Origin of the sequence: Scopulibacillus daqui (assembly GCF_016908855.1) — a bacterium.
Taxonomy (GTDB): domain Bacteria; phylum Bacillota; class Bacilli; order Bacillales; family Sporolactobacillaceae; genus Scopulibacillus_A; species Scopulibacillus_A daqui.
On the sequence record NZ_JAFBER010000019.1, the window covers coordinates 22,177 to 43,585 of the forward strand.

Below are 21,409 nucleotides of genomic sequence, written 5' to 3' on the forward strand. Positions count from 1 at the left end.
TCCCCTTACTCTGGCTTAACTAAAAATAAAGGTTGTCCATATTCAACAAGTTGTCCATCTTCAACAAGGACTTCTACTATTTCACCTTTTATTTCCGCTTCAATCTCATTAAATAATTTCATGGCTTCCACAATACAAACCACGGATTTTTCATCAACTTTTGATCCCGCTTTTACGAATGGTTCTGAATCAGGGTTTGAAGCCGCGTAGAAAGTCCCAACCATCGGCGATTCAATTTTATGTAAATTGCTTTCTTGTTTCGCTTCGGCACTTTCATCCTGTGCAGCGATTTCTTTCGTTTCGCTTTTTGGCGCAGGTGCAGCCTGCACTGGCTGTACAGGTTGTACAGATTGGACAGCGGGGGCTGCTTGTACAATTTCCGGTTTTGCTTTTTTAATTGTTATTTTGGACTCATCTAGTTCGTATTTGAATTCATCAATTGTAGATTCATCAATAAGTTTAATTAGTTCTTTTATTTCTTGTATTTTTAACAAGACCTAGCACTCCTTTAAATCAAACAATAATTTTAAGCTTATTATAACATAATTCAATTTTAAATGTATGGCAAGAGGGTTATCCATAGTTTTACAGCGTTAAAACAAAAAAATAAGCTGTTGTTTTTTTACAACAGCTCGGGCGGGTGTTATTTAGATGTTTCATATTTCACGCTGACAAGCTTGTTATTGCCCAAATATTCATGAGTCATATTAACAATTTGCGCTGCTTGTTTGCTTGACATGTTGTCGGAGGCGACATAAACATTTACATCATTTCCGCTTGTATCGACGACTGCGTCAGAATATCCTTTCGACTTTATCATATCTTCGAGCAGTTTTTCACTATTTGATAATGTGTTCAATGCTTCGAGCTTATCATATGCTTTGCTGCTTTTGGCTGTGCTTTTGCTGGAAGAAATGGCTTCTTGATATTGTTCAGCAAGCTTCTTTCTGTCGTCAGCTTTTTTCAAGCGAATTTCTGCAAGCTTATCACTTGATACCGGAGCCGTAACAGCAGCGCTTTCTTTACCTTTATTTTTGGTTTGCTCTTTCGCTTGCTTTTGATCATTGGCAACAATCTTTTCACTTGGCGACTGTCCCGGAGAAGTAATGTAATAGACTGAAAGTACAATAATAAGACTCAACATCGTCAATAGCCATACTGTCTGTTTTTTTAATAACATTAGTAATCCCCCTTAGATTTTCTTGGCAGCACCTGAACTTTATAATCAGGTATATCAAGCACGGTGCTGACCGCTTCCATTATCGAAGCTTTAACCGTCGGGCTTTCTGCGCCTTGGGCGACAACAAGTACGCCGCGGATTTCAGGTTTTTCCTTTCCGATGATCACCGGCTTTTTTTCTTGGCCGTTCTCAACCGTTACAACTTCACCGTCTTCATTCGTTTCATTAACGACTCTTGTTCCGCCATTGCGGTCTGTTTCTTTAGTGCGGTTCGTTTGCCTTTTTTCATTTTCCTGATAAATATTTTTCTCTGAAGAAGCTAAGGTAACCATGACAGAAACATCGGATACGCCGTTGATTTGTTCTAAAATACTTCTGAGCTGATCGGAATAATATTTTTCATACTCACCCATAGAAGAAAAGTGTTTATTCTTGTCCAGTTTGGAATTGATGGCTGATAGTTTTTGTGGTTTAGATTGGTTGCTGAGCACCTCGCTCGATGCGGCCTTTTCATCAGCAGACCGCCCTGTTGTAAAATGACTGACAAGCATAAGAGCAACCCCGCATAGTAAGAGCAGAGCTAAAGTGCGGATTGGCGACTTTTTCTTTTTTGCTTTTTCCTGATAGCCTTTATCTGTGAAAAATGCCGCTCTCAAGTTTTCTAACAGCCGGTTTAGCAGATTCATTGTTTAGCCATCGCCTCCTTCCATATGGACCGTTATCTTGCTCGGATTGATACCCCACTTGCTGGCAAGAAACGCTGTTACTTTTTTTTCTTTTTGACTTTCCCGGGCGGTTATTTGTTGATGTTCCTTTTGGGTTTGATCAATAGTGACGTTAATTTCTCTAATCGGTTTAATCTGACTTTTGCTGTCTTGATTTTGCTGTTGTTTGTTTGCTTGTCCTACCACCACATCGACATGCTGTATAGGGATATTGTTTTGATCTAAGTTGTTGTTTTGATTTAAGTTGGTTTTTTCATCTAGTTTTAATTTTAAATCTTTGATAGTTAATCCATAGCGGTCGACCAAAGCCCCCTTTGCATAATTTTTCATTTGGACAGCCACTTGTTTATGAATATATGCAGCTTGGGTCTGTTCTATTTCACTTTTCTTCATTTTTATTGAATTTTTTAAAGGGTCCTGCCGATGCCCCGCCTGACTTATACTGGCAATAATATGGTCTACATCGACATTTAATAGCTTCATAATTGGATTTAATAAGGCGATGATAATAATTAAACCGACCACCATCTTGACATATTTTTGGAAATTGTCGTTCGGCAGCAGCAACTCCAAAATGATAGCAAACATGATAATTAATATAATCTGTGTCAACCAGTTAGAAATAAACGACACATAAACTCCTCCTCATCGAACCATTAATGATAGATTACCTGAGGCTATAATGATGGTGATGGCTAAGAAAAACATTAAAGAGACCATAACCAGCGAGGCAAAGACATAAATCATGCTTTTCCCCATAATTGATAGACTCTCTATAACCGGCCCCCCGCCTAAAGGCTGCAAAATTGCCGCTGCTAAATTGTAAATTAGAGCTATTGTAAATACTTTTATCAGCGGTAAAGCGATTAAGCAAACAAGGATAAACAGCCCTGCTAAACCGACTGTATTCTTCAAAAGTACGGAGGCGCTGACAATAGTATCTGTTGCGTCTGTAAACATTCTGCCAACGACTGGAACAAAATTTCCGGTCAGAAACTTTGCGGTTTTGATAAGAACACCGTCTGCAATGGCCGTAGCTGATCCTTGCACCGACATCACACCTAAAAAAATAGCGAAGAAAACAGCTAAAGTCCCTACACCTATGTTTCTTAGAAGGCTCCCAAGCTTAGTCACTTTATAATGATCGGAGAGCGTGCTGACGATCTGCAGCAGCGTCGACAAAAACAAAAGAGGCAAAACAAATTTTCCGACCAGCCAGCCGCTGATATTGATTAACAACATAATAATCGGATGGAAAAAGGCGGCTGAAGTGATGCCGCCCACAGACGACATTAAAGCTAGAATAAGCGGCATTAAGGCTAACAAAAAGTGACTCATCGTGCTGATAGCGTCGGTAGTATATGAAATGGCAACTTTGAAACTATTCAAAATAAAAATCATTAACACTAAATAAACAATGGCATAAGCAACCTTCGATACCGCCCGATGCTCAAAAGCATTTTGGATCGTTTGCAAAATCATTGAAAAAACAGTCAATAAAATCAGCATGCCTAATAATTTTCCGTTGGCAAGCAATTCCTGAAATAAATATTTCAATGAGCCCTTGATCCAGCTCTGAAAAAGATCGCTTTTATCTGATTTTAAAAAGCTTTGAAAATCCATAGTTTGGCTTTCTGGCAGAAAACCATGATATTCTGTAATGACTTTGTCCCAATATTCTTGAATACCTTTTGTATCCAGCTCTGATAATTGGTTGTTCACCCATTCTTGTTGGGAAGTTTGTCCATGCGCCAAATGCGGGTAAAAATATAAAAAGATGATCACGATGAACAAAACGACCATAATATTTCTTAAAAGTTTCTGATGACGCTTAATGAATGGAGAGCCGCTTGAATGTCCATGGTTTTGGATGCTATCCCCTCCTTTAAAATAGGCGCAGGCGTGTTGGCTGCGCTGAAGTTAATCATCGAAGTGCTTGTTTAATGGGGGATGAGGTCTATGACTGTTTTAATTATGGCCGTCATAATCGGGATGGCCATCACGAGAATAAGTATTTTTCCGGCGAGTTCGATTTTTGACGCCAAACTGCCCTGTCCCGCATCTTTAGTAATTTGCATGCCGAATTCTGCAATATAGGCGATGCCGATGATTTTCAAAATCGTCTCAACATATACAGGATTAAGGTGGGCGCTTTCAGCTATTTTTTCTAACATGTTGATAACTTCTTTGATTTGGTCAATTAAAAATAGAAAGATAAAGACACCGACAAAAACGGTCAATAAAAATGCAAAGACAGGTTTTTGCTCTTTAAGGACTAAGACTAGAAAAGTGGCGACTAATCCTAAGCCGACAATTTGTAAAATACCAATCGACATCACCTCCAATTGGAATTTCCTTAACAAAAACAAAAAATCTCGCTACTTAAATAAAAAAACACTTTTAATTTTATCGAATAGGTCACTAATAATTGATGCCACCATGTAGAGGACAACAACAAATCCTATTAACGTAACCCATTGAGACCAATCATCCTTTCCCATTTGCTTTAACACTGTTTGAATCATGGCAACGATGATTCCGATGCCGGCAATTTGAAAGATGGTATTGACATCAAATGACATGAACCTTCCTCCTTTTATAACAGCAGCAAAACAATAAGCAATCCGGCAAGCAGCCCTAAGCTTTTTGCCATTTTTTCGTATTTGCTTTGCGCGTTGCGGGCTTCATTTTCTTCTCTTTCCAGATGTGCAAGAGCAAGTCTGATCTGTTTTCTTTCATTTTCGCTATCATGCTTGCCCAATGTTGCCCCGAACTGGTACATAATTTCTTTTTCATTTTTTTGCAGGGCGGTTTGCTGCCAAAATGCTTCCAATGATTCCTTCCATGCGGATTGTAAGGTAACAGCCTCTTCCTCTTCGGAAAGTTTTACTGCCAATTTTTCAAAGAACAGAGATAAAGGTTTAGGGAGTTGACCGGATAGACGGGATGCTGCTTCTTTAACGGGTGTTAATCCATACATAATTTCTGCTTCAAGAGATTGAAGAGCAGACCTTAATTGTCTGAGCTGTTTAGGCCTTTCACTGAATTGCCTTGAAATGAACATGCCAGCCCCTGTTGTCGACGCGATAATCATGCAAGCGCCGATGATTTTTATCATCATGTGGCTTCGCCTATCAAACGTATGGATTTGCCATTCTCATTCAGCACCCGGCGGATTCGCCCTGCCCTTTTGTCGCGAGTTAACTCAACAAACCTTTGAAAAATGCACCCCTCCAACAATGATTTCAGCGTCGGACGTTTTATCAAATCATCCAAACTGCTGCCATGGACTGTTGCAATGACACTTATCCCTGCATTTAAAGCTTCTTGCAGCGCCTCGGCATCTTCTTTCCTTCCAATTTCATCTACGATTAAGACTTCAGGACTCATCGAGCGAATCATCATCATCATCCCTTCCGCTTTTGGGCAGGCATCCAATACGTCCACGCGATGCCCTAATTCATTTTGCGGAATACCTTTGACGCACCCTGCGATTTCTGAGCGTTCATCAACAATCCCTACTTTTCGCGAAAAAATCTGTCTATTTCTAACCCCTTGGCTGATGAGTCTCGCTAAATCTCTCAGCATGGTTGTTTTCCCTGTTTGGGGGGCGCCGATGACAAGCGTGCTTAACCACCGTCCGCGATTGTATAAGTAGGGAATAAGCGGGACCGCTGCGCCTATTTGCTGATGAGCAATTCTGATGTTAAAGGAGCTGATGTCTCTAATCATCTTAACCTGTCCCTTTTGGGTAATCACCCTTCCGGCTAATCCGACACGATGACCGCCTTTAATAGTGACATATCCTCTTCTAAGCTCTTCTTCCAATGTATAAAGGGAAAATTCGCTTAGCCGATCTATCAGTTCCCTTGCTTCTTGGGCAGAAAAAATCACTTGATTATTTAATGTGTAAGGGCTTCCTTCAATCAATAATTCAATGGGACGTTGAACACGGAGCCTTATTTCTTCGATAAGATCTTTTTTGTGTTCAGGCAATTTTTGTATGCATTCCTTAACCGTTTTTGGCAAAAGGCGAATGACCTCATTCATCACCATCATCCTCTTCAAAAAGTCAGAAAAGTCCTCTGTCTTTCTGAACTTATTTTTCTAATAGAATGCTTGTATTTGCTTAACACCAATATATGCAGGCTTGTACGCTTTATGCGATATAAAGAGAGATTGGGGAGGAAAATATTAAAAGGAGGTTTGTTAGATAATGAAGGAGAAAAACGCTAAAACAAAAAGACTGCCTGTAAAATGATACAGACAGTCTCTGCTATATGACTGATTATGCACGGGAGACATATTCGCCGGAACGTGTGTCAATGACAAGTTTGTCGCCTACATTGACAAAGAATGGAACGTTAACCACGTAGCCTGTTTCCAATGTAGCCGGTTTTGATCCGCCTGAAGCGGTGTCACCTTTAATGCCAGGTTCAGTTTCAGTCACTTCAAGTTCAACGGTATTCGGCAGTTCAACACCAAGCGTCTCGCCTTCATACGTTTGAATATTAACTTCCATGTTCTCTTTCAAGAATTTCAATTCATCTTTAATTTGTTCGGCGTCTAATTCTATTTGTTCATAAGTTTCCAAGTCCATGAAAGCGTGTTGAGAACCGTTAGCATATAAATATTGCATTTTACGGTTTTCAATGTGAGCTTTATTTACCTTTTCACCTGCACGAAATGTTTTTTCTTGTATAGCCCCGGTCCTTAAATTGCGAAGCTTAGACCTTACGAAGGCAGCGCCTTTTCCAGGCTTAACGTGCTGGAACTCGATAACAGACCAAATCCCGCCGTCCACTTCTATTGTTAACCCTGTACGAAAATCATTTACTGATATCATTAACTTTTCCTCCTCTAACTTCTCGGAACCTTATCACTATGTACTTTTAGTTCCTTTCAATTCCAACGGTAAGCTCTCCCTAAAATATTTTAACTGTATAATGTCGTTGTGGCAATGAAAATCGACATTCAGAGTAAATTTTTACTCACGGACTCAGGGCATTATCCTGTTTCGTTTCGACCGTTTTATATAAACAGCTTAGCTCCCTGAAAAGACAGATCATTGACAGGCTAAGCGGAATTTTTTATTAAATTTTGCAGGTTTGTCCCTAAGGATGTAGAAATTTTTATTATGGACATAATGACTTCCCGCTCTTGGGCTATTGATTTGATCCAGCTTCCTCATTTGCTAAACTTTCTAAGTCAAAGGAAATGGAGTACCCGACAAATAAGCCATATAATGCATACAAGCACAAAGATATCGAATTCGTATTTTTTCCTAATTTACTTACGGGGTCTAATCCAGGTATTAAAGGCTGCAAAACATAAAAAACAATCACCCAAAGCATTAGTCCAAAAATGATGCCGACCCACATGGATTTTATTTTTCCAAGAGCATACTTATATAAGAGCGCAATAAGAATGGAAACAATGCAAATGATTAATATTCCCAAAAATTGACCGCCAATTTTATTTTTCCACTTTCCTAATACAAATGGCGCTAAAATAAGGGATGGACCTACTTTTGAAAAATGAATCAGATACGCCAAATAGCCGATTAAACTCCAAATCAACCCGCCGAAAAAGCCAATTAGCGCCACCCGGCCGTTAGAGGTCGCTTGTTTTGCTTTTTTATTCTGTTCTGGTTTTGAAGATCCACTCATCACTCACTACCTCCAATCCTTTTCTTAAGGTAGTATATCCAAAAGATATAAAAAGATAATGAGTTTTGAGTGTATAAATTTATTCTGCCAGGTAAAAATACGAATAAGGTGACTGCTAGAGCTTTTCGGTTATTTCTAGTAAAATGGGAATAACAAGTTGAAGTCATATAGGTTGGTGATTCCATGGATAAAAAGCAGCCTGCTTATGGCGGGCAAGCAGTCATAGAAGGCGTTATGATGGGCGGAAAACATACGACAGTAACAGCTGTTCGCCTTAAGGATCATTCAATTGAGTATTATGAATGCCCCAAAAGATCCTTCCCTCTTGTCAATATGCTAAAAAAGATTCCATTTATAAGAGGGATAGTTGGCATATTAGAAGCAAGCGCCTTAGGTACAAAACATTTAAATTTCGCTTCGGATGCCTATGATGCCGGCCCAAAAGACCGGTCATCTATTAATAGTGAAGAACAGAAGAAAACGTCAAATGCGGGATTGATTATTGGCATTGCCATCATTGGCGTTCTATCGTTTATTTTTGCGAAATTTGTTTTTACCATTGTTCCCGCAGTAATAGCAGATCTATTTAAACCGATTGCTATTTTTAGAGGACAAACATCACAGATTTTATTAGAAGGTTTCTTTAAGGTTATTTTATTGCTTGGATACATTTATTTCGTTTCTTTAACACCATTAATGAAGCGTGTTTTTCAATATCACGGCGCCGAGCATAAAGTCATTAATGCGTTTGAGAATGACGTTCCATTGACCGTTGAAAATGTGCAAAAACAATCGCGCCTTCATTATCGATGCGGAAGCAGCTACATTCTTTTTACTGCGATCATCAGTATTGCCCTATACTTTTTTGTGCCAATTTATCCGCTTTGGCTGCGGCTTATCTATCGAATTTTGTTAATTCCGGTTGATTTAGGAATCGCTTATGAGGTGCTTCGTTTCACAAATAAACTTCGGCATATTCCTGTTTTAAAATGGTTAGGGTATCCAGGTTTATGGCTGCAGCTCTTAACAACCAAAGAACCTGAGCCAAAACAAATCGAAGTGGCGATCTGCGCTTTTGAAGAAATGCGAAAACGCGATGCCATTTACGAAAAGAGTCAAGTTAATCTCAATTCTTTAAAAGTAAATAAAGGGGTATAGAGTATTTGTACCGCCTGTTTTGTTTTTAAATTCCAAGGAGGTGATTGGTGATGAACGCGTCTGTGTATAACCTCATTTTCTATTTTTTAATCATTTTGAGTATCATTGGATTAGTTTCATTCATAGCAGCTGATCCTGTATCTCTTATCATTCAGGTGGCAATAGGTGGACTTGTGATTGGGTTAGGGGTTTTACTTTATAAACGCTTCATCAACCATCAATCTAATAAGAACAATGAATCAGCAGCCTACAGAAAAGCGGTTAAACAATCAAAAAAGCGGCTAAAATCGGCTCACAAGTCCCGTGCCGCCCGAAATTCAAATCTCAAGGTCATACGTTCACAGCAGAATAAAAGACCATCATCTGTGACAAAACGAAAAAATCACGGGCATTTGACCGTTATCGACGGCAAAAAAAATAAAAAGAAGAAACGCATGCTTTTCTAAAGAAATCAAGTAAAAAACGGCTTGGATATCATCTCCAAACCGTTTTTTAATATGTCCATTTTTTTAAGAATTTCTCAGCGCGCTTTCTCCCAATATTGACAAGTTCATCCCGATCTTCTTTAGTTAATTTAAAGTCAGCTGTGTGCACTTTATCAACCGGAATAAATATAATATTTGATGCCGCGTATTTTGATATATATTTCGCATCATGGGCTTCTTTCATCGTTAGAAACAGTCTATGAAAAAGATCCACTGCGTTTTTAATTTTTTTTGCCGTGAACATTTCGGATTGACCGCTTAATTGAAATCCCAAAAAAGGCCTTACCGGCAAATTATTTTGTGTATCAAACACAAAAAGCGGAAAATTGCTTAACACACCGCCGTCAACAATAAGGCATTTTTCTCCTTTTTGATTATAGAGCGTGATCGGTTCATAAAAGAAAGGCAAACCGCAGCTCATCCTTACTGCTCTTGCCACAGAAAATTTGTCTGGATCAATGCCGTAATGAACCAAGTCATCAGGAATAACAACTAATGATCCTCTCGATAAATCCGATGCAATAATTTTAAGCGTATCAGTGCCTAAGTCGGAAAATGATTCAACGCCTTTATCATATAAAAGGTCTTTCATCCATTTCTCTAAAACATTCCCTTTAAACAAACCCATTTTCCAGTATAATGTTAACCATTTAAAAAACGGAAAACGAAAGAATGATTTTTTGTCAAGAAAAATATCCGGGTGCATATTCTCCATATGATAATGAATTTCTTCGCTCGTATAACCAGCTGCCAACAATGCTGCTATAATTGATCCAGCGCTTGTTCCGGCTACCCGCCGGAAACGAAATCCGGCTTTTTCTATGACTTCCAGAGCACCTACAAAGGCAAATCCCTTAACGCCGCCGCCTGAAAAAACGCCGTCAATCCACAAAGCTGCCCCTCCCCTCTTACTTTAGATGTTTAGTTTAAATGACGTGAGAATAGACCAATAAAGTGAAACTTCATCAGCAGGGTTTTCACTTACCATAATGGTTCGCGAAACTGCGGCTGGCGGGCTTCATCGCGTTGGATGACTTCGTGATGCTTCCGCTAATACAACATCGTTTCATTTAAACTTATAATGAGGCATCTCAGAGGAAGTTTCCGCGAAGGTAAATAAAGCCGTCAATGGCACACGCAAAAAAATACCGGCATATTCCGGTATTTTTTACATGTTCTCATTTTGTTGTTGTATGTCTCTTAATTGTTTTATACGAGAAGGGTCCTCTTCAAAATATTGGACAAGATCACCTATCCTGTCAATAGCATCCCAGCTTAAATGGTGTTCGATACCTTCAACATCCGCGTATATATTATCTTGATTTACTCCTATAACCCGGAGAAATCCTTCTAATAGTTCATGACGGTCGACAAGCCTTTTCCCCAGCTTCTCGCCCTTTGGCGAAAGCACAAAGCCGCGATACTTTTCATATATCAGATAGTTGTCTTTATCAAGCTTTTGAACCATTTTCGTCACTGAAGAGGGGTGGACTTCAAGGGCTTCGGCGATATCCGATACCCTGGCATAACCCTTATCTTGAATCAATAAATATATTCGTTCTATATAATCTTCCATGCTCGGTGTTGGCGGCATGTGGTCCCCCCCTAACATTGTCGCCAATTTTTATTTTCTAATAAAATCTTACTATACATCTTTTTCAAAAACAAGCGTGTTAAGCGTCATTAAACATGTTAAAAGACTGGACAGGGTCCAATCTTTTAACATCGTATCATCTCAGTTCAGTCAAGCGTTTAAGCAGCGCTTAACAAAGGAAGCTAATGTTTTTACAGGCCGCATTTTAATTGAGCGTTACAGTTTGTGCATGTGTTGCAGCCGCCTATTTCTTCGACCTTTCCTTTGCGGCAGACCGGACAAGTATCCCCCACTTCAGAACCGTACGTGACATTCGTTTTATCGAGCTGGGTAATGGTGTCTACAAGCACAACCTTTTTTTGATCATCAGAATGATCATTCAGCTCATCATCAAGGCTGTTTTCCTCGGCTTTCAATGTTAATACTTGGGAATCTCGGCTGCCGTCAACATACACGGTACCGCCCTTAGCGCCGCCTTTGTAAAGTCGTTCATATACTGCTTCCACTTGTTTGACAGTATATCCCTTAGGCGCATTAACCGTTTTGCTAATCGAGCTGTCCACCCATCGCTGAATGACGCATTGCGTATCTGCATGAGCCTCCGGCGTTAAGTCCATAGCCGTAACAAACCAATGCGGCAGGTGATTCTCATCAGCTTCAGGATGAGCTTCTAAATATTCTTTTACGATATCTGCTTTTACCTCGATAAATTTGCCTAAACGGCCGCTTCTAAAATACGAAAATGAAAAGTAAGGTTCAAGGCCAGTTGATACACCTACCATTGTTCCTGTAGAACCTGTCGGCGCCACTGTGAGCAGATGGGAGTTTCTGATGCCGTATTTCAAGATATCTTTTCTAATATCTTCAGGCAGTTTCTTGACATAGCCTGTTTCTGTGAACTTTTTCCTTAACTGTTTTGTTTCTTCTTCCGTTTTTCCGGCTAAAAACGGGAAGCTGCCCTTCTCCTTCGCCAATTCAATCGATGTTTGATAGGCGGTAATGGCAATCGTTTCGAATATTTTATCGACAAGTTTATTTCCTTCTTCTGAACCATATTCAGTTTCACAATAAATGAGCAAATCATGAAGACCCATAACACCTAAGCCAATGCGGCGTTCACCAAGAGCCTGTTTGCGGTTTTCTTCTAAGAAGTACGGCGTTGCGTCTATCACATTATCCTGGATTCTGACCCCCGCAGCAACCGTCTTTCTCAGCTTCTCATAATTGACGGTTTTGTTTTCCTTGTCAGCCATTTCCGCTAAGTTCACAGCTGCAAGGTTACATACTGAGTAAGGCGCTAACGGCTGCTCGCCGCAAGGATTTGTTGCAACGACCTTTTGTCCGTATGCTTTGGCATTGGTCATATCGTTGGCGTTATCAATAAAGAAAATCCCCGGTTCCGCTGAATATGTTGCGCAAACATTAATTAAATTCCACAGCTCTCTTGCTCTGATCTTACGGTAAGTACGAACCGCATATCCGCGTGCTTCCCACTCTCTAACATCTCCGCACAGATGCCATTCTTTATTATAAATCTCCATTTCTTCAGGAGAATAATGTTCAACATCCGGGAACCGCAAGGCGAAATCCTCATCATTTTCGACCGCTCTCATAAAGTCTCTGGTTAAGCAAACGGAAATGTTGGCGCCTGTTAGAAAATCAGGGTTATTAACTGTATAATTCCCGCCTGCCGCCAGCTTATCTTCAGCTTCTTTTATGACTTTAGGATCAAAGCCGCCTTGGCCAGGGATATGTTTATAGTTAACAATGCCTTGATACATCGCTCTTTCTGTTTCAGAGAGCGGCGTGAATTTTAACTTTTCACGAGCAACTTTTTTGATTTCTTCATCTTCGCTTGTCTCAAGGAGGTAACGGAGAATCCGCGGATTTTGCATTTTTGAGATGATAAACTCAACAATATCCGGATGAGAATCGGCAAGCATGATCATTTGTGCGCCGCGCCTTGAACCGCCCTGCTCAACTAAATGCGTCAGCTTTGCAATATCATCGAGCCATGATACTGATCCCGATGATTTGCCGTTAACACCTCGCGCCAAAGTATTTCTTGGCCTTAATGTTGATCCGTTTGTGCCTACACCGCCGCCGCGGCTCATAATTTCCATTACTTTTTTGCGATGCTCAGCAATCCCTTCCCTTGAATCCTTTATATAAGGCATAACATAGCAATTAAAGTAAGTGACGTTAGTATTTGCTCCCGCCCCATACAAAACACGGCCGGCAGGAACAAAATTCATATTCACCAATTCATGATAAAACCGTTCAAATGACTCCTGCTGCTTTTCTTCGGTTTCCTCTACATCAGATAAGCCTTTAGCATTTCTTTTAGCAATTTGTTCATAATAAACTTCTAACGGCTTGTCTATAATGTCAAGAGATCTCGTAATTAAACCCGTTTCTCGTTCTGTTTCATCTTCAAGAACCGATCGATACTCCTCATTTATCAGAATATCCGCCTTGTTTTCCGCCCAGTCTATGGATTGAATAAATCCCAGTCCTCTAGCCGGAAATTTCGGATCTTGTTTAACAGTTAAAACGACAAAATCGCCTTTTTTCAATGTTCTTTTTTCTGTATCTTTAAAAGAATATCTATCAAGCATCACTAATCTCGATACACCGCTATGGGTGATTTTCATATCGTCTGTAATTGGAAATACTTGAGGGAATTCCTTGATATCCTCATTCAATTGATGTTTATTAATAACCATATGGTCCGACATAACCGTACTCATAACCATCCTCCTTAGACATTTAAAGCCGTATAGACAAAACAATTGTCGATGCCGCGTTCATGTTATGTACTATGATTATTTTATCCTTTTTCCTAAAAAGACACAATATATTGTGTTTAATATCCGTACATACACTACATATTGTACATTCAATATGATTTATGAGAAAATGTCAATTTCAAAAAACGTCAAAACCCGGCGATTTTTGAAGTTTAGACGAGTTATTATTATAAAAACATTTTATTTGAATAATTTTGTGAGTTGATTATTGATGATGAATGGGAGAGGTTAAAAAACAAAATCAGCCTGTCCATTATCACATCATTTTGTTTAAAATGCAATGCTCTTGCACAAGCCAACTTTTAACTATTAAAGTCAATTTAATATCGCTCTTTTATTTAAAAAATAAACATAAAAAGTTATAATAAAAGAAAATGGCCCAGAAATCGAACTAATCATTGAACAATAATTAAAGGAGAAGATATAAATGCTGCAATGGATTATTCTATTGGCTGTTATTGCTATCATAATTATCATTAGCGTAGCCAGAGCTCTCTATCAACGGACATACATCAAAACGCTATCGGAAGAAGAATTCCGTTCCGGCTACCGTAAAGCACAGCTTATCGATGTAAGAGAGCCTAATGAATTTGACAACGGACATATTCTAGGGGCGAGAAATATTCCTCTTACACAACTCAAAATGCGCCAAACGGAAATTCGCAAAGATAAGCCCATTTATCTTTATTGCCAAAACAGCATGAGAAGCACAAGAGCTGCTGCCATGCTGAAGAAACTCGGCTGCAATGATATCAGTATTCTAAAAGGCGGATTCAAAAAGTGGTCCGGTAAAATAAAAAACTCAAAATAAGAAAACTTGGTTCGCGCTAATTCGAGCCAAAAAGACCGCTTCGGATAATAAAAAAACTGACGCTAAACCGCTGTTATGCGGTTGCGTCAGTCTTTTTTTATACTTCTTGTTTTGGCCTTTCATAACGCAGGATCGGCTGTCTTGCAGCCCTGGTTTCGTCCAAACGGCTCACAACGGTGCTGTGAGGCGCTTCTTGAACAATTTCCGGGTTTTCTTCTGCTTCACGGGCAATCTGAATCATTACATCTACAAATTCATCAAGTGTTTCTTTAGATTCCGTCTCAGTCGGTTCAATCATGAGACATTCGTCAATGATGATTGGAAAATAAATGGTCGGCGGATGAAAGCCAAAGTCCAACATCCGTTTAGCCATATCTAATGTTCTGACACCTTGTTTCTTCTGACGGCTGCCGGACAGAACAAATTCATGCTTACAGTGCTGATCGAACGGCAAATCAAAGTAAGGCGCCAATCTTCTCATCAAGTAATTAGCATTTAAGACAGCATCTTTGGATACTTGAGCAAGACCGGCTGGCCCCATCGTACGGATATAAGCGTAGGCTCTGACATTAATGCCAAAGTTTCCGTAAAACGGTTTGACGCGGCCGATAGATTCAGGGCGGTCATAATCAAAAGTATACCTATCATCTTTCTTCACAAGGACAGGTTTTGGCAAGAATTTAACAAGCTCTTCTTTAACACCCACTGGCCCGGAACCCGGTCCGCCTCCGCCGTGCGGTCCGGTAAAGGTTTTGTGAAGATTAAGATGGACAACATCGAATCCCATATCGCCAGGTCTCGTGACGCCCATAATGGCATTCATGTTTGCCCCGTCATAATACAGCTTGCCGCCCGCTTCGTGAACAATTGCGGCTATTTCAAGAATATCTTTTTCAAATAAGCCCAGTGTATTTGGGTTGGTCAACATTAAAGCGGCTGTATGCTCGTCGGCGACACGTTTTAAATCTTCAAGATCTACAAGACCCTGATCATTTGATTTAACAGTCACCGTTTCAAATCCGGCGACTGTCGCTGATGCTGGATTTGTGCCATGAGCTGAATCCGGGACAATCACTTTTGTTCTATTAAAGTCGCCGTTAGCTTCATGATAAGCGCGAATAATGCTCAATCCGGTCCATTCACCGTGGGCGCCGGCTGCCGGCTGAAGTGTGACTTCATCCATACCGGTAATTTCCGCGAGGTTTTTCTGAAGTCGGTACATCATCTCTAAAGCGCCCTGAACAGTCTCTTCATCTTGATAAGGATGAATATGGCTGAAACCCGGCATACGCGCAACCACTTCATTCACTTTCGGATTATATTTCATCGTGCATGAGCCAAGCGGATAAAAACCGGAATCTACGCCATGATTGCGCTTGGACAAGCTCGTATAATGCCTCATAATTTGCAATTCGGATACTTCTGGCAAATCCGGTGATTCTTTTCGAATATAATCGTCTTGAATAAATGCGTGAACATCTTCAGCAGGTACATCGAGTTCAGGCAAACTATAGCCAACCCGTCCCGGTCTAGTATATTCAAAGATTAATGGCTGGTCTTGTTTATTCATGAACGAGCCCCCCTAACACTTCTGCGAAGCGGTCAATTTCCTCTTTTGTACGCTGTTCGGTAACGGCCACCAGCATATGCCCGGCTAAACTGTCATCGTCGCGCCCAAGATCATATCCGCCGATCAGTCCTGATTCCAGCAAGCGGCGATTGACTTCTTTGACAGACTTGCCGCAGTTGATGACAAATTCGTTAAAGAAAGAAGGTTCAAACACTACATCGACATGATTTAATTTTAATTGTTCAGCCGCATAGTGGGCTTTTTGTATATTTTGATAAGCGATCTCCCGGATGCCTTGCTTGCCCAACGCCACCATTGCCACTGATGATGCAAGGGCATTTAAAGCTTGGTTTGAACAAATATTTGATGTCGCTTTATCGCGCCGGATATGCTGTTCACGGGCTTGAAGCGTTAATACATAGCCGCGGCGCCCTTCTTCATCAACTGTTTCTCCGACTAGCCGGCCAGGAATTTTACGCATATACTTGCTTGTTGTTGCGAAATAGCCGCAATGCGGACCGCCGAAGGAGGATGGAATACCTAATACTTGACAATCGCCCACAACGATATCAGCATTAAATTGGCCAGGCGGCGCAAGCATTCCTAATGACAGCGGGTTGCTTGATACGATAAGCATTGTTTTCTTGCCCTGCCTTGCGACTTGTTCTATTTCTTTTAACGATTCAATTTGTCCGTAAAAGTTAGGATATTGAACAATTACGGACGCTGTATCATCGTCAACCATTGCCCTAAGGACTTCCAAGTCTGTCTTTCCGTCCTTAACAGGGGCCTCAATAACTTCGATTTTCGGCCCTTTAGCATAAGTTTTCAAGACTTGACGCGCTTCAGGGTGGACGCTGCCCGATACAATGATTTTCTTTTTGCGTGTGACAGAAGCGCTTAGCATAGCAGCTTCTGCAAGCGAAGTCTGACCGTCATACATTGAAGAATTTGCGACTTCCATGCCCGTTAACTCACAAATAAGCGTCTGAAATTCAAAAATAGCCTGCAATTCGCCTTGCGATATTTCCGGCTGGTAAGGGGTATAAGCGGTATAAAATTCAGAACGTGAGATAACATGGTCAACGATAGACGGAATATAATGATCATAGACCCCTGCCCCTAGGAAAGAAGGGATATCTTTAGTATTAACATTTTTCTCGGCAAGCTTTGACATGAACTTAAGAAGTTCAGGTTCGGATAAAGTTTTCTCAACCTTTAAATCACCTTTAAACCGCACTTTCTCAGGCACATCAGAAAACAACTCATCTGCGGATGCTGCGCCGATAGTATCCAGCATTTCACGACGATCTTGGTCTGTCATAGGAAGATATCGAAATGTTGTCATGGTATCGCCCCCTTATTAGCTTCTCTTATAAAATGGTGATTTTACAACTTTAGCTTTACGGCGTTTGCCGCGAATATCAACTTCACATTCGACGCCAATTTCTGCATAATCTGTATCAATCAAGGCCAAGCCCAGATTTTTCTTTAATGTCGGCGATTGCGTGCCGCTGGTGACAAAGCCAATGTTTTTATCCCCGGCAAAAACTTGATAACCTGTTCTCGGAATCGCTTTATCTATCATTTCTATCCCTACTAGTTTGCGAGGGGCGCCGTTTTCTCTTTGTTTTTTTAAAGCTTCTTTGCCAATAAACTCAGCATCTTTCTTTGTTTTTACAGCAAAACCGATGCCCGCTTCAATCGGTGAAATATCTTTTGAGAGTTCCTGTCCGTACAGCGCCAGCTTTGCTTCAAATCTTAACGTATCCCGCGCGCCTAATCCGCAAGGAAGAATGCCTTCGTCCTTTCCTGCATCAAGAATATCTTTCCATAAACCCGGCGCTTCGTCCCACGAACAGTATATTTCAAAGCCATCTTCGCCGGTGTAGCCTGTTCGGGACACCAATGCGCCGACGCGGTTCACATCAATTTCTTTAAATTTAAAAGGACCGATTGTGCTCAAGTCAAAGTCTGTCAGCTTCTGTAAAATTTGTTGCGCTTTTGGACCTTGAACCGCAAGCTGAGCAATCTCGCCGGATATATTCTTTATCTCAACATCGCCCTTTTGATGCGATTTAATCCAGTCAAAATCTTTATCTGTATTAGCAGCATTAACAACCAGGAGGAAGTTATCATGGCTTTTTTTATAAACGATGAGATCATCTACGGTTCCGCCGTCTTCATAACACATAGCATTATACTGACAAGCGCCTTCCGACAGCTTTGACAGATCGTTGGTAACCAAATATTGTATAAAGGATTCTGCATCTTTTCCAGTAATTTCTATTTCCCCCATATGAGAAACATCAAATAAACCCGCTTTTGTTCTGACTGCTTCATGCTCTTCTTTAATACTTGCAAATTGAACAGGAAGATCCCAACCGCCAAAATCAATCAGCTTGGCGCCTTGGCTCTTGTAAATGTCATACATCGGTGTTTTTTTTCCTTGAGTCATGCCATCCCCTCCATTAATAGTCTTGATAAAATCTGACTTAAGCGAAAAATCAAGTGTCTGTTCATCAACTTTCAAAAAACAAAAGTTTCTGACAGTAAAAAAAGGACAAAGAAACACATTACATGACTGTGTTCCCCTGTCCTTAGACCTGAAAGTTTTATCCCAAAGCAGCCAAAAATAAGCTGAATTGGATTCCCCGTTGGTGGCTCAATGAGCGCTCTCCAGAGGTGCGTCTAGCAAGAGTCTTTTTGCCTGAGAGATTCACAAATATTGTTTGCTCCTTCGGCGCCCGGGTTCAATGCTCTGACTGCCGGGTCTCTCCCCTTGCTTTCATTCGCTCAAATCTTCAATTTTAACTCATGCTTATATGTCTCAATGATAATGTTCATACTACAAGTATTATCCTAACTTTTTTCATCAATTTTTGCAATGTTTAATTTAGGATGAAAGGATGGACAATATGAGTCCCGAAATCGTTTTTCACCGTTCTTGGTATGAGGAATTCCTTTCAAAAATTGACACGGATGGTCCATGGGCGAATTGGGATATGTATAAGCTTGCTTATGAAGCCGAAAAACAGCTGATTGTTCCGTCTTTTCATGGCTTAATTGCTCCCGAACAGCTGCCGAATCTTAAATTGCTTCCCCATCAAGTTGAAACAGCCCAAACGGTCATAGAAAAGATGCATGGCAAAGCGATACTTGCAGATGAAGTCGGATTGGGCAAAACCATAGAAGCAGGATTGATTATGAAAGAATATATGATTAGAGGCCTGGCAAAGAAAATATTGATACTGGTTCCGGCTTCATTAGTTTTACAGTGGGCCAGCGAGCTGAACAGCAAATTTTATATTCCGGCCGTTCCCCAAAGGAAGTCTTATGTCTGGGAACAATGCGATGTCGTTATCTCATCGATTGACACAGCGAAACGAAGTCCGCATAAAGACATTATTTCAAAACAAAACTACGACCTTATTGTGATTGACGAGGCTCATAAATTAAAAAATCATAAAACGAAAAATTATCAATTTGTCCAGTCATTAAAAAAGAAATTTTGTCTATTATTAACCGCAACACCTGTCCAAAATCGCTTAGATGAATTGTTTTATCTCGTCTCGCTGTTAAAGCCGGGTTACTTAGGCAATGCTGATAGCTTTGCTCAAGATTACCGGTCCGGGAAAAATGATATCAAAAATGAAGAGAAACTGCGTGAGCTCATAAATCAAGTGATGGTAAGAAACCGGCGCAAGGACACTCAAATGAATTGGCCGAAAAGAATCGTTGAATCTGTGGAAATCCCTTTGTCCAACGAAGAACGCGATTTATATGACTCACTTAATCAATTAAAAGAGGCTTCTTTTATACAAGGATTCTCATTATTAACCTTGCAAAGGGAAGCATGCTCAAGCCGTGAAGCTGTCTATATGACCTTAAAAAAAATGCTTGAAAATGCTGATGAACATAGCATGATGGCAGATTATATTCAGCCTATTATGGATAAGATCCAAAATATCAATCGAAATTCTAAAGCAGAAAAAGCATTGGAGCTGATTAAAAAGATTAACGACAAAGTGATCATTTTTACCGAATATCGGGCAACTCAACTTTACCTTCAATGGTTTCTTCAGCAAAATGGCATTTCATCTGTTCCGTTTCGCGGCGGATTCAAAAGAAGTAAAAAAGACTGGATGAAAACACTCTTCCAAAACAATGCACAGGTTTTAATCGCTACGGAAGCCGGCGGGGAAGGGATAAATCTGCAATTTTGCCACCATATCATCAATTATGACCTGCCATGGAACCCTATGCGAATAGAGCAAAGAATCGGCAGAGTCCATCGTCTTGGCCAAGAACATGATGTTTATATCTACAATTTTGCGACGAAGAATACTGTTGAAGAACACATTCTGCGATTGCTTTACGATAAAATCCACCTCTTTGAAAATGTTATCGGCGAACTTGATGACATTTTAACGCGTCTGGATATAAAAAATCTCGATAAACAAATCGCTGCCATTTTTGAGGAATCGGAATCAGCCGGGGAAATTAAAATTAAAATGGACAATTTAACAAGTGTTATTAATTCAGAACGGGATCACATAGAGGAGGATAAAGGGAATGCAGCAAGCGGCTATTCATAACTTTCTTGAGCAATTTTTCAAAGCTAATGAATGCGAACTCATAGAAAACAAGAATGGTCTGTTAAAAGTAAAATTAACCGTTGAACTGGATAAGCTGCTTACAAATAGACCTTTCTATTGGCATTATATTGAAAAAACCGGCGGGGTTCCGGAAACGATGACACTAACGTTAAAAACAGAACCTGCAGAAGATAAAGACGGTGAATTAATTCATTTTGGCTCCCCAAGGCTGCACCAAATTTTTCGCGCTGCAAAGCAATTATCGCCATATATCAGGCTTTATCAAGAAACGGACACAAAGGGCCGTTTCACACCATTAGTTCCTTGGCTTTGCATCAATAGTAAAGTCAGCTGCCAATGTGATTTAAAAAAAGATGATTTGCTGTCCCTTGGCCTTAATTTAATGAACGGTGCGATTGTCGAAGGATTTCATGCGCATCTGAAACAGATGCCTTTGACACCTAAAATTCCGGATTATTGCTATACCTTAACGCCAATGATCAAGCCAGTCAGCGGGTTAAAACGCTTAGAGCATTTTATTGAAGGAAAAATAAAGGAAGAAGACCATCAATGGGCCAAACAGGCAAAGATGCGGTGGCAAAAAGATCTGCAATTGCTGGATCAATTTTATGAAAACGAAACAGACGAAGATGTTCTCAATGCCTATATAAAGGAAAAAGAAGCATTAAAAGAACAATACGAACCAAAAGTCATTGTTCAAATGATTAATGGAGGCCTTTTTTACCTGGATCAATCAACTTTCCTATAAAGGTTTTTAAGCAGGAGTCGATACCGGCTAACAACGGCGA

Annotated in this window: 22 protein-coding genes and 1 riboswitch; of the genes, 5 read left to right on the forward strand and 17 right to left on the reverse strand. The window is 40.3% G+C overall.

Annotation, left to right across the window (positions count from 1 at the left end; genetic code table 11):
• Positions 1-5: 5 nt before the first annotated feature.
• The 11 genes from accB to JOD45_RS12435 form a co-directional block, all read right to left on the reverse strand.
• Positions 6-494, reverse strand: a complete 489-nt coding sequence (accB, locus tag JOD45_RS12385; protein ID WP_205004211.1) for an acetyl-CoA carboxylase biotin carboxyl carrier protein — start codon at positions 492-494, stop codon at positions 6-8.
• 149 nt (positions 495-643) lie between these two features.
• Positions 644-1,180, reverse strand: a complete 537-nt coding sequence (locus JOD45_RS12390; RefSeq protein ID WP_205004212.1) for a SpoIIIAH-like family protein — start codon at positions 1,178-1,180, stop codon at positions 644-646.
• A complete protein-coding gene (gene spoIIIAG, locus JOD45_RS12395; protein WP_205004213.1) occupies positions 1,180-1,866 on the reverse strand; it encodes a stage III sporulation protein AG in 687 nt (228 codons plus the stop codon). Before spoIIIAG ends, JOD45_RS12390 begins: the two co-directional genes overlap by 1 nt.
• Before the next feature lie 3 nt (positions 1,867-1,869).
• Positions 1,870-2,538, reverse strand: a complete 669-nt coding sequence (spoIIIAF, locus tag JOD45_RS12400) for a stage III sporulation protein AF (protein ID WP_338056096.1) — start codon at positions 2,536-2,538, stop codon at positions 1,870-1,872.
• A 12-nt stretch (positions 2,539-2,550) separates the two neighbouring features.
• Positions 2,551-3,708: a stage III sporulation protein AE gene (gene spoIIIAE, locus JOD45_RS12405; RefSeq protein WP_205004215.1), complete on the reverse strand. Its 1,158-nt coding sequence runs from the start codon at positions 3,706-3,708 to the stop codon at positions 2,551-2,553.
• Between the two features lie 137 nt (positions 3,709-3,845).
• Positions 3,846-4,241 (reverse strand): stage III sporulation protein AD, encoded by a 396-nt coding sequence (gene spoIIIAD / locus JOD45_RS12410; protein ID WP_205004216.1) that lies wholly within the window; start codon positions 4,239-4,241, stop codon positions 3,846-3,848.
• Positions 4,242-4,283: 42 nt separating this feature from the next.
• Positions 4,284-4,487 (reverse strand): stage III sporulation protein AC, encoded by a 204-nt coding sequence (gene spoIIIAC / locus JOD45_RS12415; protein WP_205004217.1) that lies wholly within the window; start codon positions 4,485-4,487, stop codon positions 4,284-4,286.
• Between the two features lie 14 nt (positions 4,488-4,501).
• Positions 4,502-5,023, reverse strand: a complete 522-nt coding sequence (spoIIIAB, locus tag JOD45_RS12420; protein ID WP_205004218.1) for a stage III sporulation protein SpoIIIAB — start codon at positions 5,021-5,023, stop codon at positions 4,502-4,504.
• Positions 5,023-5,955 carry a stage III sporulation protein AA gene (spoIIIAA, locus tag JOD45_RS12425; RefSeq protein WP_205004219.1) on the reverse strand — a complete coding sequence of 311 codons (933 nt, stop codon included), beginning with the start codon at positions 5,953-5,955 and terminating at the stop codon, positions 5,023-5,025. Before spoIIIAA ends, spoIIIAB begins: the two co-directional genes overlap by 1 nt.
• A gap of 238 nt (positions 5,956-6,193) precedes the next feature.
• Complete coding sequence (gene efp, locus JOD45_RS12430) at positions 6,194-6,751, reverse strand: elongation factor P (RefSeq protein WP_205004220.1); 558 nt, start codon at positions 6,749-6,751, stop codon at positions 6,194-6,196.
• A 319-nt stretch (positions 6,752-7,070) separates the two neighbouring features.
• The gene (locus JOD45_RS12435; RefSeq protein ID WP_205004221.1) at positions 7,071-7,574 is read right to left on the reverse strand and encodes a YqhR family membrane protein; all 504 of its coding nucleotides are present in this window, start codon (positions 7,572-7,574) and stop codon (positions 7,071-7,073) included.
• 183 nt (positions 7,575-7,757) lie between these two features.
• Here JOD45_RS12435 and JOD45_RS12440 point away from each other — a divergent pair, with 183 nt between their 5' ends.
• Both JOD45_RS12440 and JOD45_RS12445 read left to right on the forward strand, forming a co-directional pair.
• Positions 7,758-8,732 carry a DUF1385 domain-containing protein gene (locus JOD45_RS12440; protein WP_205004222.1) on the forward strand — a complete coding sequence of 325 codons (975 nt, stop codon included), beginning with the start codon at positions 7,758-7,760 and terminating at the stop codon, positions 8,730-8,732.
• Positions 8,733-8,782: 50 nt separating this feature from the next.
• The gene (locus JOD45_RS12445) at positions 8,783-9,178 is read left to right on the forward strand and encodes an SA1362 family protein (protein ID WP_205004223.1); all 396 of its coding nucleotides are present in this window, start codon (positions 8,783-8,785) and stop codon (positions 9,176-9,178) included.
• A 46-nt stretch (positions 9,179-9,224) separates the two neighbouring features.
• On the opposite strand, the gene JOD45_RS12450 is transcribed toward JOD45_RS12445, so the two are convergent.
• The 3 genes from JOD45_RS12450 to JOD45_RS12460 all read right to left on the reverse strand — a co-directional run bounded on the left by JOD45_RS12450 (position 9,225) and on the right by JOD45_RS12460 (position 13,561).
• The gene (locus JOD45_RS12450; protein WP_205004224.1) at positions 9,225-10,109 is read right to left on the reverse strand and encodes a patatin-like phospholipase family protein; all 885 of its coding nucleotides are present in this window, start codon (positions 10,107-10,109) and stop codon (positions 9,225-9,227) included.
• Positions 10,110-10,385: 276 nt separating this feature from the next.
• Positions 10,386-10,811, reverse strand: coding sequence for a transcriptional regulator MntR (gene mntR, locus JOD45_RS12455; RefSeq protein ID WP_205004225.1), 426 nt, complete (start codon positions 10,809-10,811; stop codon positions 10,386-10,388).
• Between the two features lie 191 nt (positions 10,812-11,002).
• Positions 11,003-13,561, reverse strand: coding sequence for a vitamin B12-dependent ribonucleotide reductase (locus JOD45_RS12460; protein WP_205004226.1), 2,559 nt, complete (start codon positions 13,559-13,561; stop codon positions 11,003-11,005).
• A 490-nt stretch (positions 13,562-14,051) separates the two neighbouring features.
• Between JOD45_RS12460 and JOD45_RS12465 the strand changes: the two genes are divergently transcribed.
• Positions 14,052-14,432, forward strand: a complete 381-nt coding sequence (locus JOD45_RS12465) for a rhodanese-like domain-containing protein (RefSeq protein WP_239549266.1) — start codon at positions 14,052-14,054, stop codon at positions 14,430-14,432.
• 97 nt (positions 14,433-14,529) lie between these two features.
• On the opposite strand, the gene gcvPB is transcribed toward JOD45_RS12465, so the two are convergent.
• The 3 genes from gcvPB to gcvT are packed head-to-tail and all read right to left on the reverse strand — an operon-like array spanning position 14,530 to position 18,460.
• Positions 14,530-16,002, reverse strand: a complete 1,473-nt coding sequence (gene gcvPB, locus JOD45_RS12470; RefSeq protein ID WP_205004228.1) for an aminomethyl-transferring glycine dehydrogenase subunit GcvPB — start codon at positions 16,000-16,002, stop codon at positions 14,530-14,532.
• A complete protein-coding gene (gene gcvPA / locus JOD45_RS12475) occupies positions 15,995-17,350 on the reverse strand; it encodes an aminomethyl-transferring glycine dehydrogenase subunit GcvPA (protein WP_205004229.1) in 1,356 nt (451 codons plus the stop codon). The genes gcvPB and gcvPA overlap by 8 nt, the downstream gene beginning before the upstream one ends.
• Positions 17,351-17,365: 15 nt before the next feature.
• On the reverse strand, positions 17,366-18,460 hold the full coding sequence (gene gcvT / locus JOD45_RS12480) for a glycine cleavage system aminomethyltransferase GcvT (RefSeq protein ID WP_205004230.1): 1,095 nt from the start codon (positions 18,458-18,460) through the stop codon (positions 17,366-17,368).
• 230 nt (positions 18,461-18,690) lie between these two features.
• A riboswitch (glycine riboswitch) is annotated at positions 18,691-18,794 on the reverse strand.
• A gap of 126 nt (positions 18,795-18,920) precedes the next feature.
• On the opposite strand from gcvT, the gene JOD45_RS12485 reads away from it, so the two are divergent.
• Together JOD45_RS12485 and JOD45_RS12490 are read left to right on the forward strand one after the other, a co-directional pair.
• Positions 18,921-20,600, forward strand: coding sequence for a DEAD/DEAH box helicase (locus JOD45_RS12485; RefSeq protein WP_205004231.1), 1,680 nt, complete (start codon positions 18,921-18,923; stop codon positions 20,598-20,600).
• Positions 20,578-21,369 (forward strand): YqhG family protein, encoded by a 792-nt coding sequence (locus JOD45_RS12490; protein ID WP_205004232.1) that lies wholly within the window; start codon positions 20,578-20,580, stop codon positions 21,367-21,369. Before JOD45_RS12485 ends, JOD45_RS12490 begins: the two co-directional genes overlap by 23 nt.
• The last annotated feature ends 40 nt before the right edge of the window (positions 21,370-21,409 follow it).

Bases quoted from the DNA above. Each gene is read 5' to 3' on its own strand.
- JOD45_RS12390 (WP_205004212.1), bottom strand. From the start codon at position 1,180: ATGTTATTAAAAAAACAGACAGTATGGCTATTGACGATGTTGAGTCTT.
- spoIIIAG (WP_205004213.1), bottom strand. From the start codon at position 1,866: ATGAATCTGCTAAACCGGCTGTTAGAAAACTTGAGAGCGGCATTTTTC.
- spoIIIAE (WP_205004215.1), bottom strand. From the start codon at position 3,708: ATGGTCGTTTTGTTCATCGTGATCATCTTTTTATATTTTTACCCGCAT.
- spoIIIAD (WP_205004216.1), bottom strand. From the start codon at position 4,241: ATGTCGATTGGTATTTTACAAATTGTCGGCTTAGGATTAGTCGCCACT.
- spoIIIAC (WP_205004217.1), bottom strand. From the start codon at position 4,487: ATGTCATTTGATGTCAATACCATCTTTCAAATTGCCGGCATCGGAATC.
- spoIIIAB (WP_205004218.1), bottom strand. From the start codon at position 5,023: ATGATAAAAATCATCGGCGCTTGCATGATTATCGCGTCGACAACAGGG.
- spoIIIAA (WP_205004219.1), bottom strand. From the start codon at position 5,955: ATGAATGAGGTCATTCGCCTTTTGCCAAAAACGGTTAAGGAATGCATA.
- efp (WP_205004220.1), bottom strand. From the start codon at position 6,751: ATGATATCAGTAAATGATTTTCGTACAGGGTTAACAATAGAAGTGGAC.
- JOD45_RS12435 (WP_205004221.1), bottom strand. From the start codon at position 7,574: ATGAGTGGATCTTCAAAACCAGAACAGAATAAAAAAGCAAAACAAGCG.
- JOD45_RS12440 (WP_205004222.1), top strand. From the start codon at position 7,758: ATGGATAAAAAGCAGCCTGCTTATGGCGGGCAAGCAGTCATAGAAGGC.
- JOD45_RS12445 (WP_205004223.1), top strand. From the start codon at position 8,783: ATGAACGCGTCTGTGTATAACCTCATTTTCTATTTTTTAATCATTTTG.
- mntR (WP_205004225.1), bottom strand. From the start codon at position 10,811: ATGCCGCCAACACCGAGCATGGAAGATTATATAGAACGAATATATTTA.
- JOD45_RS12460 (WP_205004226.1), bottom strand. From the start codon at position 13,561: ATGAGTACGGTTATGTCGGACCATATGGTTATTAATAAACATCAATTG.
- gcvPB (WP_205004228.1), bottom strand. From the start codon at position 16,002: ATGAATAAACAAGACCAGCCATTAATCTTTGAATATACTAGACCGGGA.
- gcvPA (WP_205004229.1), bottom strand. From the start codon at position 17,350: ATGACAACATTTCGATATCTTCCTATGACAGACCAAGATCGTCGTGAA.
- gcvT (WP_205004230.1), bottom strand. From the start codon at position 18,460: ATGACTCAAGGAAAAAAAACACCGATGTATGACATTTACAAGAGCCAA.
- JOD45_RS12485 (WP_205004231.1), top strand. From the start codon at position 18,921: ATGAGTCCCGAAATCGTTTTTCACCGTTCTTGGTATGAGGAATTCCTT.
- JOD45_RS12490 (WP_205004232.1), top strand. From the start codon at position 20,578: ATGCAGCAAGCGGCTATTCATAACTTTCTTGAGCAATTTTTCAAAGCT.